This is a genomic window from Pseudoalteromonas sp. SR45-1 (assembly GCF_014163655.1).
Lineage (GTDB): Bacteria > Pseudomonadota > Gammaproteobacteria > Enterobacterales > Alteromonadaceae > Pseudoalteromonas > Pseudoalteromonas distincta.
On the sequence record NZ_JACJDR010000004.1, the window covers coordinates 77,267 to 92,154 of the forward strand.

The window sequence follows — 14,888 nt, forward strand, 5'->3', positions numbered from 1 at the left end:
TCATTTTGCGCTAAAGCATCGTTACTTAGCCACGATAGTTGGCAGCAAGAAGTAAAGGAAAACCCCATAATAGCATCATCAGAACATTAGCATTTAAGTGGATACGAATACTGTTTAGGTGTTTAAAAACACATACGCCCTACGATAAATCAACTTACTTAACTGTATTGAAAAGCAAGGGTTCACCACTATTAAAATTTGCGGTGGAAAGTGAGTTTTAGTGCTTGCTGTCCACCTCAAGGCATGTCCTTATATGAACCTTAAACTAAGCTTTTTCCCAGTACATTGTCCTTAAACATGCTAACAACTATTTTGACTGTCCTTTTACGTGAAAATAATCGAGGTATTAAAGAGACTACGTAATTAATCTTACCCGATACTGTATACATTCTATTTTTTTCGTAAGCCGCGAGCGCAGATTTAACTACCTTGCTTGCAGGAGCCAAGTTCATATTGGATGTATCAGCATTAGCATTTTCCATAAAACGAGACTCTGTAGTACCGGGGCACAAGGCCATGACGCGAATATTCTTATCTAATAATTCTCCGGTAAGAGCCTCTGAAAAACTTAATACAAAAGCTTTAGATGCACCATAAACAGTCTGGTATGGTAAAGGTTGAAAAGAACCAATAGACGCTACATTAATAATTCCGCCGCTATTTTTATTTACCATTGCAGGCAAACATAAATGAGTAAGTTCAACTAATGCATTAACATTTAACATCAACATTTTATGATAAGTTTCAAAACTCTCACCAGAAAACTCACAAAATTTTCCAAAACCAGCATTATTAATCAAATAATCAACTGACAAGCCTAAATTATTTGTTCAAATAATTTTTTAGGGCCATTTAGTTCACTTAAATCGGCGGGAATAGTTTTAATCCAAATGTTCCTATGTTCACGCTCTAACTCTTGCGCTAAGCTTATTAGATCGCTATGCGTTCTGGCTGTTAGGATTAAATTAGCTCCTTTGCTAGCGAGTTGTTTAGCAAACTCTTTCCCGATGCCTGAAGATGCGCCTGTAATTAATATATTTGTGTTTTCTAAATTCAGCTTTTTCACTATAAATCATCCTATGAGTTAATTATCAGTTAACTGTAAGCCTTGCCCTTGAGGGGAAGGTCAAGTGAATTCTTTAACTAAATCTATTTTAAATTGCTTCAAATTCTCATTTTTCAGCAAAATCTCGTCAATCTCTTGTTTTAAAAGTGATATTTTTTTATCTATAAGTAGGTGAATCAAATCAATAGGAAGTTTCTTTTCCTCCGTTTTTTTAGACACTATATCCTTGATTTCACCGAGGCTAAACCCAAGGGTTTTAGCACGACAAATCATACTTATAACCATAACATCATGATTACTATAAATACGGTAGCTACCTTTTCTATTTGGAAGCGTTATCAAACCAATTGACTCATAGTACCGAATAGCTTTTCGAGTTGCTCCAGTCAATTCAGAAACACGACCTATTAACATAGTAATCCTTATGAGTGATGGAATAGATAATCGTCTAATGCTTACATTAAACGGCTAAAGAACGTTGGCTGAAATGTGTGAAGCACGAACAATAGCCAGCTGTTATTAGCCCGTTTGAGAGTAAACTTGGTGAGCAGGCTTCAATGAGTTTTTCCATTGACCTAATCCTCTAAACACGGCCACCCCACTAAAAAGGGTTATAACGCCCACATAAACAGCGGAGCAGGTTGGACGCTTTTTTGCGCCGTGTTTTGCAAAAAACCGGCCTGCTTGCGGAATCAGGTTTGATGCGTTTGGTATATTTTTTTGTAAACGTAAAAACGAAATATTAAGGCTTGAAATAGTGCTGCGAGACCAAACAACAATGAACCTTTATAAAACAAGGACGGTAGAACAAACGCCATTGGTATAGCAGCATAATATAAATAGGAACGATTTGTGTATTTGCTTATTAAAAAATGAAGTGGAAACCCAATTACTAACCAACCTACGATAGAAATAAACAGATAAACACCCACATATAGTAAAAATGTAACAACCAACCCTAAAAGGTCGTTTACTGATGATGGTGCTAAACCAGTAAATAAAGCCGAGACAGCAATGCCTATTCCCACAAATAAGAGGCTTTTGAGTATTGCGTCATCCCACCTTCCAAGACTCAATTTTTTATCCTTAAAATACCCGAATTCATTTTGCAAGTGCACCACTGACCATAACCCACTACAGTAATAATACGACCTTTAAAGCCAAGCCAACTGTTAGCTTCAATTGGCACATTATGATATTCAGCAATAACTTCTACTTCACTTTCATAGGAATAACTTTCTTCTTCCTCATTATATTCTTTAGAATAATCTTCTCTATCAAGGTTTGAGTTTTTGTGAAGGTGGTTTAATGCAGCAAAAACGCTGGATTTACCTGCATTATTTGGTCCGATAAGAAATGTTGTGTCTCTAAATTTAATGCAGCAATTTTTTAGTTTTCTGAAATTATTTATGTGTAACTCATGTAGTCTCATTTAAACATCCATATTTTAAGTCGGCTGAAGCCCTTTAACGAGCCTGTCGATTAACTCGTTTTTTATTTATTTTTATTGATAAATAGACCATAGCTGAGTTCCTATTTTGATTCAATCGATCACTGTATTTTTCATAGAATATAAAAGCTGGTTTGGTATTGTTTTAACTGGCGTTTTGGAAGGATTTACGGGTGTTTGAGTGGCTTTTATTTAGAGTAAAAGGGCTTTCCCTTCTTAATGCATCGTATTTTGCAGTTTTTCTATATTATGAACAAGGCAATACAGTTGCCATTGGGCGTTCACTTTCGCTTGGCTGTGTCATGCCTTTGTTGACGGTAATATTGCACTTTTAACCTAAAGAAAAGCCGGTTCAATACAGCAAAATCGCTTGCCATTCTTTAATAAACAGCTGTCGTCGCCCTATTGGGCAGTCTATTTTTACTTTCATTTTGTCTACATTGCTCAGCTTTTTGCGTAGGGTGGGTGTGTTGCTTATTGTGCTTTGTGATTTATTTATCATTGCGTTCATACGAAAGCTGGTAGCGATCATGAATTTAATGGTGAGAGATGGTGTCATCTGGAACCCTAAATTGGTTTAAAATTAGGTATTGACACCAAACTTACTTTTTAACTTATAACTCATCCCGCGAAAAATCAGTTATACTATCTCCGAACTGATTGATGGCTCTCTCCTTCAAAGGATTTAGTAACAAGCGCAGCTCAATCAAATCATTGCCTACATCAGCAATCTCATCTGAGTCATCTGACGTTTCACATATTTTTGCCATTTCTTGTTCAAGTGCTATGAGACCCTCTAGCACGTATTTTAGCTCTGATCCTGCAAGTTCAAGCTTGAACTGACTCATACAATCTTTCCTTCTTTCTTAAATACTCGAGATGCTTTTAGGGCCATTTCCTCAAGAAGTCCCTTGAACTTGTCAACCGGCATATTCCGAGTGGGCGAAATACAGTAATGGTGTGGCTTATCCTGAACCATCTTCAATCCATGAGGCGGCTGGGTATTCGGTGGAAACCTCCAAACCCAACCAGTCATTGGTGCATTGTTGATACCTTCTATATCGAAAACGCTGATCCCTTTTCCGTTTGCGATAATAACCTTAATTCCATTTACGGTTGTAACATCAACATCACGAGCTCGAACATTCGATAGACGAGGACTTGAAGCATTTCCGAGGCGGAAAAGCTCTTCGGGTAGGATGTAAAATTCTTTTGGGTACATAATGATCTCCATATCGTTGACAAAAAGTTAGTTACTCTCTCTGAGGCCTTTATCGTTTTATAGACCGTAAAGTTTCATAAATTACGATGTATTTATCTTAGCCATCAAATAATCTTATGTAAACAACTAGCTAACTATGAATCAGCTTTTTATAAAACTCATATTATTAAATCACTTTTTTAACGCAGTTAATGAATTATTTAAAGCCCTGAAGTTTCAACATTTTAATTCAATTAGTATCCTATTTATGTATTACAACAAGCAGTAAGTGGTGCAATGGACCCCTTAAAATGAAAAAGCGCCGCAAATATGCAGCGCTCATTACTGAGTGATTGTTGTATTAAAATTTTTTAAAAGAAGCCAAGCGGATCTTCGCTGTAGCTCACTAATAAATTTTTAGTTTGTTGGTAGTGATCAAGTGCCAGTTTGTGCGTTTCGCGCCCTATTCCTGATTTTTTATAACCACCGAATGCAGCATGTGCTGGGTACATGTGATAGCAGTTGGTCCACACTCGCCCTGCTTCTATTTTACGACCCATGCGATAAGCACGGTTCATGTTTCTACTCCACACCCCTGCGCCTAAGCCAAATTCTGAGCTGTTGGCAAGTTCAAGTGCTTCGGCTTCATCTTTAAAGGTCGACATAGAAATAACAGGGCCAAAAATCTCTTCTTGGAACACACGCATGTCATTTGTGCCCTTTAATAAGGTAGGTTGTATGTAGTAACCACCGTTTAAATCGCCACTTAGTTGCTCTACGTTTCCGCCAGTGAGCACTTCTGCACCTTCTTTTTTACCTATTTCAATGTAGCTGAGTATTTTATCAAACTGTGCTTTTGAGGCTTGTGCGCCAACCATAGTTTCGCTGTCGAGTGGGTTTCCGCGTTTAATTTGTTGGGTACGTTCGAGTATGCGCTCAATAAACTGCTCGTATATATCTTCTTGAATAAACAACCTTGATGGGCACGTACACACCTCGCCTTGGTTGAAGTAAGCAAGCACGGCGCCTTCAATAGCTTTGGATAAAAACGCATCGTCTTTTTCCATTACATCATTAAAAAATATATTAGGTGATTTACCACCGAGCTCGACCGTTGAAGGAATAATATTTTCAGCAGCGCATTTCAAAATATGTGAGCCCACAGGCGTTGAACCCGTAAATGCAATTTTAGCGATACGCTTGCTTGTTGCCAGTGCTTCACCCGCTTCTTTACCAAAGCCGTTTACTATATTTAATACGCCTGCAGGGAGTAAATCGCCAATTATCTCCATTAAAACTAAAATAGAAGCTGGTGTTTGCTCAGCCGGTTTTAAAATTACACAGTTACCTGCAGCAAGTGCTGGCGCTAGTTTCCAGGCGGCCATTAAAATAGGGAAATTCCACGGAATAATTTGCCCAACCACACCTAGTGGCTCGTGAAAATGATACGCAACGGTGGTTGCGTCTATTTCACCTATAGTGCCGTCTTGCGATCGTAGGCACCCTGCAAAGTAGCGAAAGTGATCTGCCGCTAGCGGAATATCAGCAGCGAGTGTTTCACGAATTGCTTTACCGTTATCCCATGTTTCGGCAACAGCTAGTAACTCTAGGTTTTGCTCAATTCGGTCGGCTATTTTTAGCAGTATGTTACTTCGGTCGGTCACCGACGTTGTGCCCCATTGCTCTCGCACTGCATGCGCTTTATCGAGAGCCAGCTCTATGTCGTCTTTGTCTGAACGCGGTATTTGGCAAAATACCTTACCGTTTACTGGGCTTATATTATCAAAGTATTGGCCATTTACTGGCTTCACCCACTCTCCGCCAATGTAGTTCCCGTATTGTTGTTTAAAGTTTACGAGTGCGCCATCGCTACCTGGATTTGCATATATCATGTGTGTGCTCTCTTTATTGTTGTTAGCTAAAGGTCGAACATTTATATAAAACAAAATGCTTTATATTTAATCAATGTTGATTGACATTAAACTAACAAGTACCTAAAAACTTGATTAGCTGTCCACAAAAGTTGTCTGTGAGTCCAAACTAATAAAACCTAAAGGATTGATATGCACACATCTCAGTTAAACAAAAAACGCCAACAACTTGATGTATTAATAGAAAATAAAGTCACATTCGCTGCAGATAGCAGTGAGTTGAGTATTTACGACACGTATCAAAGCGCGCAAAAGGTAGCACTGCACTCAAACGAGCTGCTGTTTTGTGCCATGCTAAGCGGCAAAAAGGTAATGCACGTAGAAAGGAGCCAATACCATAAAGTATTTTTACCACACGAGTCGTTTGTATTAGCGCCAGAGCAAGGTGTTTTAATTGATTTTCCACAAGCATCAATGCACGCCCCAACCACCTGTTTAGCCATTGAAATTAGCACAGATAAAATAACGAGCGTGGCGAATGCACTAAACATGCAGCAAAATTTTGCACACGATGGCTTATTTGAATATGTACCTCAGTTAGTGCATACCCAACATAATATTCAAACGCAGCAATTATTAGAGCGCATGGTGCATTTATTTAGTGAGCAAGGCGCACAGCGACATTACTTGATTGATTTGTCGTTGAACGAATTGATCACCCGTTTATTACAACAACAAAGCCGCGAGCTATTGCTAGCTAGCTGCGATAAGCCACGCCTTAAAACAAAAGTGAGCGATGCCCTGCTTTATATTGAAGAACACTTAAGTGAAACGCTCGACATAAATACCTTATGCAAAATAGCATGTATGAGCCGAAGTAAGTTTTATCATCAATTTAAACTCGCATTTGGCACTACCCCAGCCCTTTGGCAGCAACAGTTAAGACTAAAAAAAGCGCGTACTCAATTACTACAAGGCCATGCAATTAGCCAAGTGTGCTTTGATGTTGGATTTAATAGCGCGAGCCACTTTAGTCGCCTATTTAAACAAACCTTTGGCATTGCGCCTAAAGAATGCCGACATTAGCCCTAAAATCTTATTTTTTTACTTTGCTAACGCCCTGAATATGTTAGTTTATTAACATGTGTATTGAGTAAAGAATTGGTATGAGTAAGCAAACCCGCTGGACCCTAAAAAGTATTGCTAAAGAGTTAGGTGTGTCTAACGCGACAGTATCTAATGCGTTTAATCGCCCTGATCAGCTATCGGCTAAACGCCGAGACGATATTCTTGCAGCGTGTAAAACTTTGGGCTATTACGGGCCCAATAAGGCCGCGCAATCGTTGCGTAATGGCACATTTAATATTGTCGCTTTAGTGCTGCCCGATAGTGTGGAATACATGGTGTCTGACCCCGTTGCTAGCAGCTTTATGCGCGGTGTTACCTCGGTGCTTGAAAAAAACGGCATTAATGTTTTATTGTTTTCAGGTAATAGCGGTAACCTTAACAACGTGGTCGACTTGGTAGATGGCTTTATTTGTTATGGCCGCCCTCGTAATAACGCGTTAGTTGAGCAGTTAAAAACAGTGTCTAAACATGTAGTGACAATTGATTTTGATATTGCTCGCAATGCCTCTGTAAATATTAATAACGAGCAAGCAAGTTACGAAATTGCTAAACACGTACTGCATAATCAAAGCGATAAAGTGGCTATATTAGGGCTTAGATTACTTGATGAAAACGTATTATGCCGCGTGTATGAACACCACGAATTTGAAACCGGACAATCTATTTCGCATCAACGTTTACGTGGTTATCAACGCGCTTTAAGCGAGGCAAATATTACGGTAGCTGACGATCGTATTTGGAACATTCCTGAAAGTAGCGAGCGTTTTGCTAATATTGCTGCTAAAGAGGTTTTAAGTGCCTCCCCTCGTCCTAACGTTATTATTTGTATGAGTGATTTAATTGCGCTTGCCACAATGCGAGAAGCAATAAAACAAGGCATAAAAATAGGTGAAGAACTGCGTATTGTGGGCTTTGATGGTATTGATGAAGCAGCCCGGTTTGTGCCTCGCCTCACCACCATTCATCAAAACAGCCAAGAAAAAGGCGTTATAGCCGCCGAATTATTTATTTCTAAAGAAGAAAAAACTCAGGAAGTCAGTTACGAATTAGAGATTGGTGCGAGTAGTTAGCTTACAAACCTTGTAATAGTTTTATGTGTTAAAAAGCCAAGCTACTTAAGCTTGGCTTTTGCTTTACATGGCGTTTGTAAATTACTTTTATAACATTAAGCTAAAAATGAATTTAAGTTAATCGTTGTTTCTTCATCACCATTTACCTGCGTAATAAGTGCATGGCGTAATTTAAAATCAACAGTAAGTGAAATAGTTTGCTCATCTAGTTGCCACGATAAACAACACATACTGCCTTCACCTTGGGCGCTAAATTCACCTGCAAATGCAGGGTGTGAATTGCGAATTTTAATTAATTCAATTAAACCTTTTACTACAGGCTTATTTAAGGCTTTGTCGATTATATTTGCATCTAAATATGGGCGGTTAATATCACGGCCTACATTTGTATTTGTCAGTAATTCCATGTCGTTTTCGCAAGCAAATAGGCCGCCGTAATAAACTTGTGGTACACCTGGAGCAAAAAATTGAATTGCACGCGACAGTAAGTAATCAAAGTCTTTAGCGCCTAATGCGTTGTAGTACGTACAGTTAACTTGATATAAGTCGACATTACTCGCCGCAGCGCCCGTAGCTTGGCGGCTTTGGTTGTTGCTGTTGGCGTGCATTGTTTCTACTAGGTTATCAATCTGCTGTGCATTTAATAGCCCTGGTTTGTCGCCCATTGGACCTGCGTCAATAATGCCAATACCGTCATGTGTATCAAGTACAGTTAAGCAATTACGTGGCGAAATTTGTAACCATTTGAGCAGTGCATCTACATCGTTGTTAAATAAGCTGTGTAAAATAAGCGGTGGTAACGCAAAGTCGTAAACCATATTTACGCGTTTTGCCACTTCTACCTGAGTTTGATAATGGCTATGAATTTCTGCAATGGTTTCCATGCCTAAATCGTTTGCTTGCTTAGATAAGTTATCTAGGTAGCCAAACGTTTCATCAAGCATAAAGCAGTTAGTGCCAGCTTGCTTAATAGCGTAACCCGCCGCATCTAAACGAATAATATTTACATTGTTAGCCGAAAATTTAGTGAGTACGTTATTTAAATACGCAACACCGGCTTCTACTTTTACGTTTATATCAATTTGGTTATCGGTAAAAGTGGTCCAGAAGTCATACGTTTTACCATCACCACATTTCATTGGGGTAAAGCAACTACCAGGACGTGGGCGGTAAATTGCTTTTTGCTCAGCTTCGCTCATACCATTTGGAAATACATCATCTTTGGTTAAAAACAAATCCCAAAATTCTGATTGCTTACCTTTAGCTAATACATCTTGAAACTGAAAAGACTGCGCCGATACATGGTTAACAATTAGGTCAGCCATTAAGTCGAGATCTTTACCTAATACTTGTATGTCTTCCCAAGTGCCTATTCTAGAATCAACTTCACTATGGTCAATAGGGTCAAAGCCAGCATCGCTGCCATCAATAGGATTGTAAAATGGCAATAAGTGCACACCACCAAATACGCCTTTTAAAGGGCCGTTTAAAAGTGTGGTTAGCGCGCCTATATTTTGGCCAGTGATTCGATCAGCATATGTGATCAATTGAACTTTATTCTTCATCATTGTGTGATTACCATGTTGAAACTTAATCGATTAAGATATATCTTTAACTAGCGAGTAAGAATTTACAAGTAATTTTTAATAATTTTACATACAAATTTCGTGTCTCACGTAATACTACAGTAAGCAACTGACTGACTTACGAAGTATTAATAGAGAATTTAACGAGGAATAAACACATGACAAAATCACACACTCACGTAAGCAGCGACCCACTGCAACAAATACGCTGGCTTACATACATGATGTTTTTTATGTTTGCCATGACCTCTGACGCAGTCGGCATGATAATCCCCGAACTTATAAAAGATTTCGGTTTGAGCATGACTCAAGCTAGTGCATTTCATTACGCTCCTATGGCACTCATTGCCTTTAGTGGATTATTTTTAGGCTTTTTAGCTGACAGCCTTGGCCGTAAAAAAACCATTATGCTAGGTCTATTAATATTTTCCGCGAGTTGTTTTTTATTTGCATTTAGCACCAGTTTTACTTTCTTTTTAGTATTGCTTTGCTGCATAGGCCTGGCCATTGGTTTATTTAAAACCGGCGCACTGGCATTGCTTGGCGATATTTCACATAGTAACGACGACCATACTAAAACTATGAACAAGGTTGAGGGCTTTTTTGGCATTGGCGCTATTGTAGGCCCTGCCCTAGTTGGTGTTTTATTAGTGCAAAACGTTAGTTGGACATACCTGTATATTACTGCGGGCGTAATGTGTTTAATCCTTGCTTTATTAGCATGGCGCGCAGACTACCCTGACGTAGTTAAAACAACTGAAAAGCCAGCCTCTTTGGCCACCACCCTAAAAATGGTAAAAAACCCTTATGCACTTGGCTTTTCTTTAGCTATTGCACTTTATGTAGCGACTGAAGTGGCTATTTATGTATGGATGCCAACGCTATTAAAGGACTACACAGGCTCTTGGCCACTCCTTGCCACTTATGCACTTACTATATTTTTTATACTACGTGCTGCAGGTCGTTTTATTGCTGTATGGTTACTAAATCGTTATAGCTGGCAAGGTGTTATGGCTTATTTAAGCTTAGGTATTGCGCTTTGTTATGTGGGTACACTTATTGGTGGCGTTGACTGGGCTGTAGGGTTACTACCTCTTTCAGGTTTATTTATGTCTATGGTTTATCCAACTTTAAACTCTAAAGGTATATCGTGTTTTCCTGCTGAGCGCCATGGAGCCGTAGCCGGCGTTATATTATTTTTTACCGCATTATCGGCTGCTTTAGCTCCTTTATTTATGGGTATGATCAGCGATTACTTTGGCCATGTGCGCTATGGCTTTTACTTAGCAACAGGGTTTGCCGTGATTTTATTTGTAGCTATGTTGTTCAATTATTTACGCGACCCATCAATGAGTGCTTTACAAGAAAATAACCCAACAGCTTAATAAATTTATATCTCAATACAATAAAAAATACTTTTAAAATCAACATATGAATAATAAAAGAGCAAATTAAACACAAAATAATTTGCTTATTGTAAAATATTTGTTATTTTTACTTAATCGATTAAGTGAAAATAACAAATCCTACTGGGTTCAACACAACGAGGCGTTCACATGACAACACACAATACACCTTTATATTTAATCAGCGCTTTAGCACTTGCCGTAAGTCAAGGCGTTAACGCACAAGAAACAGACCAAGCAACACCTGAAGCATCACAAAACAAAGGTCTTGAAACAATTGTTGTAACCGGCGTACCACGTCGAACAACAATCATGGCTTCAAGCGTTTCAGTTAGTAGCGTATCACTTGAACAAGTTCAGGTGTCTACTCCTCGCTCAACAGCCGAGGCTTTTAGAATCATTCCTGGTATCCGTGCAGAATCGACAGGTGGCGAAGGTAATGCAAATATTGCTGTTCGTGGCCTGCCAGTTGCTTCAGGCGGTGCAAAATTTTTACAATTACAAGAAGATGGTTTACCTGTACTGCAATACGGTGATATCGCTTTTGGTAATTCAGATATTTTTATGCGATTAGATAACACTGTGCAAACTATCGAATCGATTCGTGGTGGCTCAGCATCTACTGCCGCAAGTAATGCACCTGGTGGCATTATTAACTTTATCTCTAAAAATGGCGAAAACGAATCTGGCAGTGTATCTACAACACTTGGCTTAGATTACGACAGCGTTCGTACAGACTTTGAATACGGCACTTACTTAACCGATAGCGTGCGTTTTCATGTTGGTGGCTTTGTTCGACAAGGCGAAGGCCCGCGCGAAACAGGTTACACGTCTAATAAAGGTGGCCAAATAAAAGCTAACCTTACAAAAGATTTCGACAACGGTTACGTTCGCCTTTACTACAAACACTTAGACGATAAGAGTGTTGGCTACCTTCCAATGCCAATGTACTCAAATGGTGACTCTATTGCTGGCTTTGATGCGCAATCAGACACACCTCACTCAGCGTTATTTACTAAAACAGTACGTTTAAATGGTGAAAACCAAATCAGTAGCGGCGATATTCGCGATGGTATGAATCCAAAGGTTGACTCTGTTGGTTTTGAAGCTGTATTTGATTTAGATAACGATTGGCGTATCGAAAACCGTTTTCGTAAATCATCAATAAGCGGCAACTTTAACTCGCTTATTCCTGCAGAGGTTGGCAGCGCATCATCTATTGCACAGAGCATTGGTGGTGTAGGCGCAACACTCAGTAACGCAAACACGGGCGCTGCATTTAACGACGACCTTGCTATGCGAATTCATACGTTTGACGTAACAATGAACGACTTCGATTCATTAGTTAACGACTTTAAACTAACTAAATCGTTTGATGATGACACCAGCATTACCTTTGGTTATTACGCGTCAACACAAAACATTGCTATGTCGTGGTTATGGAATTCATACCTTATGGAGCTTAAAGGCGACAATGCTGCATTATTAAATGTTACTGCAGCTGACGGTACTGAATTTTCAGAAAATGGTTTATATGCATATGGCACACCTTACTGGGGAAACTGTTGCCAACGTGATTACGACACAGAGTACGACACCCGTGCACCATACGTTGCATTCTCTACTAAATTAGGCGACGTAAGCATTGATGCAAGTGCCCGTTACGACAGTGGCGAAGCTCGCGGTAACTATGCAGGTGCCGTAACATCAACTGTAGATATGAACCGCGACGGAGAAATATCAATCCCTGAGCAAAACGTTGCAGGTATTGATATTGCCAACGCCAGCCCAGTAAGCTATGACTGGAACTATTCTTCTTATTCAATTGGTGCTAATTATCAAATTGACCCAAGCCTTGCTACGTTTGCACGTATTAGTAAAGGTGGGCGTGCAAATGCTGACCGTCTTTTATTTGGTAAAGTACGCGCCGACGGCTCTGTTGCAAAAGAAGACGCTGTTGATGAAGTAAACCAGTTTGAGTTTGGTGTTAAAAAGCGCTTTGATTCATTATCAGTGTTTGCTACTGCGTTTTTTGCCGAAACTGAAGAGCAAAATTTTGAAGCAACATCACAAACGTTTTTTGACCGTGAATACGAAGCAAAAGGGATTGAAATAGAATCTACTTACTTTATTGATGCATGGGATTTTCGCGGTAATTTAACTTGGACCGATGCAGAAATAGCAAAAGATGCGCTTAACCCAGATGTTGTAGGTAATACGCCACGTCGTCAAGCCGATTTAATTTACTCATTAATGGCACGTTACAACTATGAAAAAGGCGCTGCAGGGGTAAGTTTCATTGGTACTACCGATGCATACGCTCAAGATAATAACGATCTACAATTTGACGGCTACACACAGGTAAATGGCTTTGTAAGCTATGACTTATCTGAAAACCTTAATATTGCGCTTAATGTGAATAACCTATTTGATACAGTAGGTATTACAGAAGCAGAAGAAGGTTCAGTACCTGAAAATAACATTATTCGTGCCCGTACTATTAACGGCCGCACAACATCGGTAACTTTAAAATACGCTTTTAACTAAATGTGTGTATTGCGGCGCTGCGGTGAGTAGTCACTGTAGCGCCTTTTAAAGTATGAATAAATAACACCCTTCACGTTTTTTAGCCTAGCCTTGCTAGGCTTTTTAGGATATTCCAAATGACTAAACTCCTGTGCTTAGGCGAGCTATTAATTGATATGCTGCCACAAGATGCTAATAACTCAGCCTATTTACCTATACCAGGTGGCGCGCCTGCCAATGTAGCTGTTGGCTACGCAAAACTCGGCGCAGAGGCTGCATTTTGTGGTGGTAAAGGGGACGATCATTTTGCCAATCAATTAAGTAATGCATTAGCGCAATACAATGTAAATACAGACTATTTATTTACCATTGCAGGCTCACAAACCGCCATGGTTATAGTAAGCCTTGATGAAACCGGCGAGCGTAGTTTTGGCTTTTATCGCCATAATACAGCCGATGTACTATTAACGCAGGCGCATTTAGCGCATATAAATTGGCAAGAAATAAGCACACTACACTTTTGTTCAAACACATTAACCGAATCAGCAATTGCCAACACAACGGTTAAAGCGCTAGAACTTGCAAAAGCGAATAATAAACTCGTCAGTTTTGATGTAAATTTACGCTACAGCTTGTGGGAAAACACAAACGATATAGCAAGCAATGTAAAAGCCTGTTACACCTATTGTGACATAGTAAAACTCTCGCGTGATGAACTTAATTTTTTAGCCCAGCATAGCGATACAACGAGCGATGATTACATTCAAATGCTATTAAATACCGGAGTAAAACTGGTGTTTTTAACCGATGGACCAGAGCCTGCCACGGTTTACCACAGCGCATTTACACTTAACGAATCGGCACCAAAAATAAATGCCGTAGATACAACAAGCGCAGGTGATGCATTTATAGCGGGGGTTTTATACTACTTAAATAACTTAGGAAGTGATTTACCACTAGCAGATAAACTAAATGATAAAGCGAGCGTAAAAGGCGCCCTGCACTTCGCTCTTAAATGTGGCTCTAAAGCGTGTTTAGCTAAAGGGGCATTTCCGGCATTACCTGTGCTGGCTGATGTACTTTAATAGACCTAATGTTTTTTAGGTTCAAATATATGCAGTAACGCGTTGTTACTGCATAGCATCAAACACCATTTTACTATCCACTATTTGTTCAAAGTGCGTTATTTTTTGATTTTTAAGCTGCCAAATATGCGCGACCCTAGCTTGCATTTTTTTACCCGTTTTAATATAAATACCAGAGTACGTGCCATACACTACAACAGTATCATCTTGGGATAAGTAGTTTTGTGGCGTAAACGTGTAGTTATACCACTCGCTTGCAAGCTTATGAAAAACATGTTCAGTAATGTCATTCATACCATGGTATGTACCAGCATAAGCAAAACCGTCAGCCTCTTTCCAAGTAATAGTATCACTTGCATGAGCAACTAAATTTTGCCCATTCTCTTGTGATGTTTTGCCTTCATACGTACTTTTAATTATGTCTATGTTGCTCATTTTTGCACACCCTTGCACTATAAAAAGGAAGATCAATAAAGCTGTAATATAAACAGCTTTATTA

Annotated in this window: 14 protein-coding genes and 1 pseudogene; 6 read left to right on the forward strand and 9 right to left on the reverse strand. The window is 39.3% G+C overall.

Going from position 1 to position 14,888, the window contains the following annotated elements:
- Positions 1-47: 47 nt before the first annotated feature.
- A pseudogene (locus H5089_RS20250) lies at positions 48-221 on the forward strand (IS110 family transposase); the annotation flags it as partial.
- A gap of 39 nt (positions 222-260) precedes the next feature.
- Here H5089_RS20250 and H5089_RS05805 read toward each other — a convergent pair.
- The 7 genes from H5089_RS05805 to H5089_RS05830 all read right to left on the reverse strand — a co-directional run bounded on the left by H5089_RS05805 (position 261) and on the right by H5089_RS05830 (position 5,609).
- Positions 261-815, reverse strand: coding sequence for an SDR family oxidoreductase (locus tag H5089_RS05805; RefSeq protein WP_259396051.1), 555 nt, complete (start codon positions 813-815; stop codon positions 261-263).
- A gap of 2 nt (positions 816-817) precedes the next feature.
- A complete protein-coding gene (locus H5089_RS20255; protein ID WP_310735801.1) occupies positions 818-1,066 on the reverse strand; it encodes an SDR family NAD(P)-dependent oxidoreductase in 249 nt (82 codons plus the stop codon).
- Between the two features lie 60 nt (positions 1,067-1,126).
- Positions 1,127-1,480 (reverse strand): MerR family transcriptional regulator, encoded by a 354-nt coding sequence (locus tag H5089_RS05810; RefSeq protein WP_096794380.1) that lies wholly within the window; start codon positions 1,478-1,480, stop codon positions 1,127-1,129.
- Positions 1,481-2,138: 658 nt separating this feature from the next.
- Positions 2,139-2,498, reverse strand: a complete 360-nt coding sequence (locus tag H5089_RS05815; protein WP_182711720.1) for an AAA family ATPase — start codon at positions 2,496-2,498, stop codon at positions 2,139-2,141.
- A gap of 632 nt (positions 2,499-3,130) precedes the next feature.
- Positions 3,131-3,364: a hypothetical protein gene (locus tag H5089_RS05820; RefSeq protein WP_182711721.1), complete on the reverse strand. Its 234-nt coding sequence runs from the start codon at positions 3,362-3,364 to the stop codon at positions 3,131-3,133.
- Complete coding sequence (locus H5089_RS05825) at positions 3,361-3,738, reverse strand: hypothetical protein (RefSeq protein WP_033028505.1); 378 nt, start codon at positions 3,736-3,738, stop codon at positions 3,361-3,363. Before H5089_RS05825 ends, H5089_RS05820 begins: the two co-directional genes overlap by 4 nt.
- 350 nt (positions 3,739-4,088) lie before the next feature.
- Positions 4,089-5,609, reverse strand: a complete 1,521-nt coding sequence (locus H5089_RS05830; protein ID WP_182695372.1) for an aldehyde dehydrogenase family protein — start codon at positions 5,607-5,609, stop codon at positions 4,089-4,091.
- A gap of 171 nt (positions 5,610-5,780) precedes the next feature.
- On the opposite strand from H5089_RS05830, the gene H5089_RS05835 reads away from it, so the two are divergent.
- Positions 5,781-6,674, forward strand: a complete 894-nt coding sequence (locus H5089_RS05835) for an AraC family transcriptional regulator (protein WP_024596981.1) — start codon at positions 5,781-5,783, stop codon at positions 6,672-6,674.
- A gap of 80 nt (positions 6,675-6,754) precedes the next feature.
- A complete protein-coding gene (locus H5089_RS05840) occupies positions 6,755-7,786 on the forward strand; it encodes a LacI family DNA-binding transcriptional regulator (RefSeq protein ID WP_182695370.1) in 1,032 nt (343 codons plus the stop codon).
- 95 nt (positions 7,787-7,881) lie between these two features.
- Here H5089_RS05840 and gtfA read toward each other — a convergent pair whose 3' ends face one another.
- The gene (gtfA, locus tag H5089_RS05845; protein ID WP_002960098.1) at positions 7,882-9,354 is read right to left on the reverse strand and encodes a sucrose phosphorylase; all 1,473 of its coding nucleotides are present in this window, start codon (positions 9,352-9,354) and stop codon (positions 7,882-7,884) included.
- A 176-nt stretch (positions 9,355-9,530) separates the two neighbouring features.
- Here gtfA and H5089_RS05850 point away from each other — a divergent pair, with 176 nt between their 5' ends.
- The 3 genes from H5089_RS05850 (at position 9,531) to H5089_RS05860 (ending at position 14,389) form a co-directional block, all read left to right on the forward strand.
- Positions 9,531-10,757: a sugar MFS transporter gene (locus tag H5089_RS05850; protein ID WP_182711722.1), complete on the forward strand. Its 1,227-nt coding sequence runs from the start codon at positions 9,531-9,533 to the stop codon at positions 10,755-10,757.
- A 171-nt stretch (positions 10,758-10,928) separates the two neighbouring features.
- Positions 10,929-13,325, forward strand: coding sequence for a TonB-dependent siderophore receptor (locus H5089_RS05855; protein ID WP_182711723.1), 2,397 nt, complete (start codon positions 10,929-10,931; stop codon positions 13,323-13,325).
- Between the two features lie 116 nt (positions 13,326-13,441).
- Positions 13,442-14,389, forward strand: coding sequence for a carbohydrate kinase (locus H5089_RS05860; protein WP_039488389.1), 948 nt, complete (start codon positions 13,442-13,444; stop codon positions 14,387-14,389).
- A gap of 45 nt (positions 14,390-14,434) precedes the next feature.
- On the opposite strand, the gene H5089_RS05865 is transcribed toward H5089_RS05860, so the two are convergent.
- Positions 14,435-14,824 (reverse strand): nuclear transport factor 2 family protein, encoded by a 390-nt coding sequence (locus H5089_RS05865; RefSeq protein ID WP_182711724.1) that lies wholly within the window; start codon positions 14,822-14,824, stop codon positions 14,435-14,437.
- Positions 14,825-14,888: the final 64 nt, after the last annotated feature.

Excerpts from the sequence above, each read along its gene's own strand:
- gtfA (WP_002960098.1), bottom strand. The coding sequence starts at position 9,354 with ATGATGAAGAATAAAGTTCAATTGATCACATATGCTGATCGAATCACT.
- H5089_RS05820 (WP_182711721.1), bottom strand. The coding sequence starts at position 3,364 with ATGAGTCAGTTCAAGCTTGAACTTGCAGGATCAGAGCTAAAATACGTG.
- H5089_RS05810 (WP_096794380.1), bottom strand. The coding sequence starts at position 1,480 with ATGTTAATAGGTCGTGTTTCTGAATTGACTGGAGCAACTCGAAAAGCT.
- H5089_RS05835 (WP_024596981.1), top strand. The coding sequence starts at position 5,781 with ATGCACACATCTCAGTTAAACAAAAAACGCCAACAACTTGATGTATTA.
- H5089_RS05850 (WP_182711722.1), top strand. The coding sequence starts at position 9,531 with ATGACAAAATCACACACTCACGTAAGCAGCGACCCACTGCAACAAATA.
- H5089_RS05825 (WP_033028505.1), bottom strand. The coding sequence starts at position 3,738 with ATGTACCCAAAAGAATTTTACATCCTACCCGAAGAGCTTTTCCGCCTC.
- H5089_RS05865 (WP_182711724.1), bottom strand. The coding sequence starts at position 14,824 with ATGAGCAACATAGACATAATTAAAAGTACGTATGAAGGCAAAACATCA.
- H5089_RS05815 (WP_182711720.1), bottom strand. The coding sequence starts at position 2,498 with ATGAGACTACATGAGTTACACATAAATAATTTCAGAAAACTAAAAAAT.
- H5089_RS05860 (WP_039488389.1), top strand. The coding sequence starts at position 13,442 with ATGACTAAACTCCTGTGCTTAGGCGAGCTATTAATTGATATGCTGCCA.
- H5089_RS05855 (WP_182711723.1), top strand. The coding sequence starts at position 10,929 with ATGACAACACACAATACACCTTTATATTTAATCAGCGCTTTAGCACTT.
- H5089_RS05830 (WP_182695372.1), bottom strand. The coding sequence starts at position 5,609 with ATGATATATGCAAATCCAGGTAGCGATGGCGCACTCGTAAACTTTAAA.
- H5089_RS05840 (WP_182695370.1), top strand. The coding sequence starts at position 6,755 with ATGAGTAAGCAAACCCGCTGGACCCTAAAAAGTATTGCTAAAGAGTTA.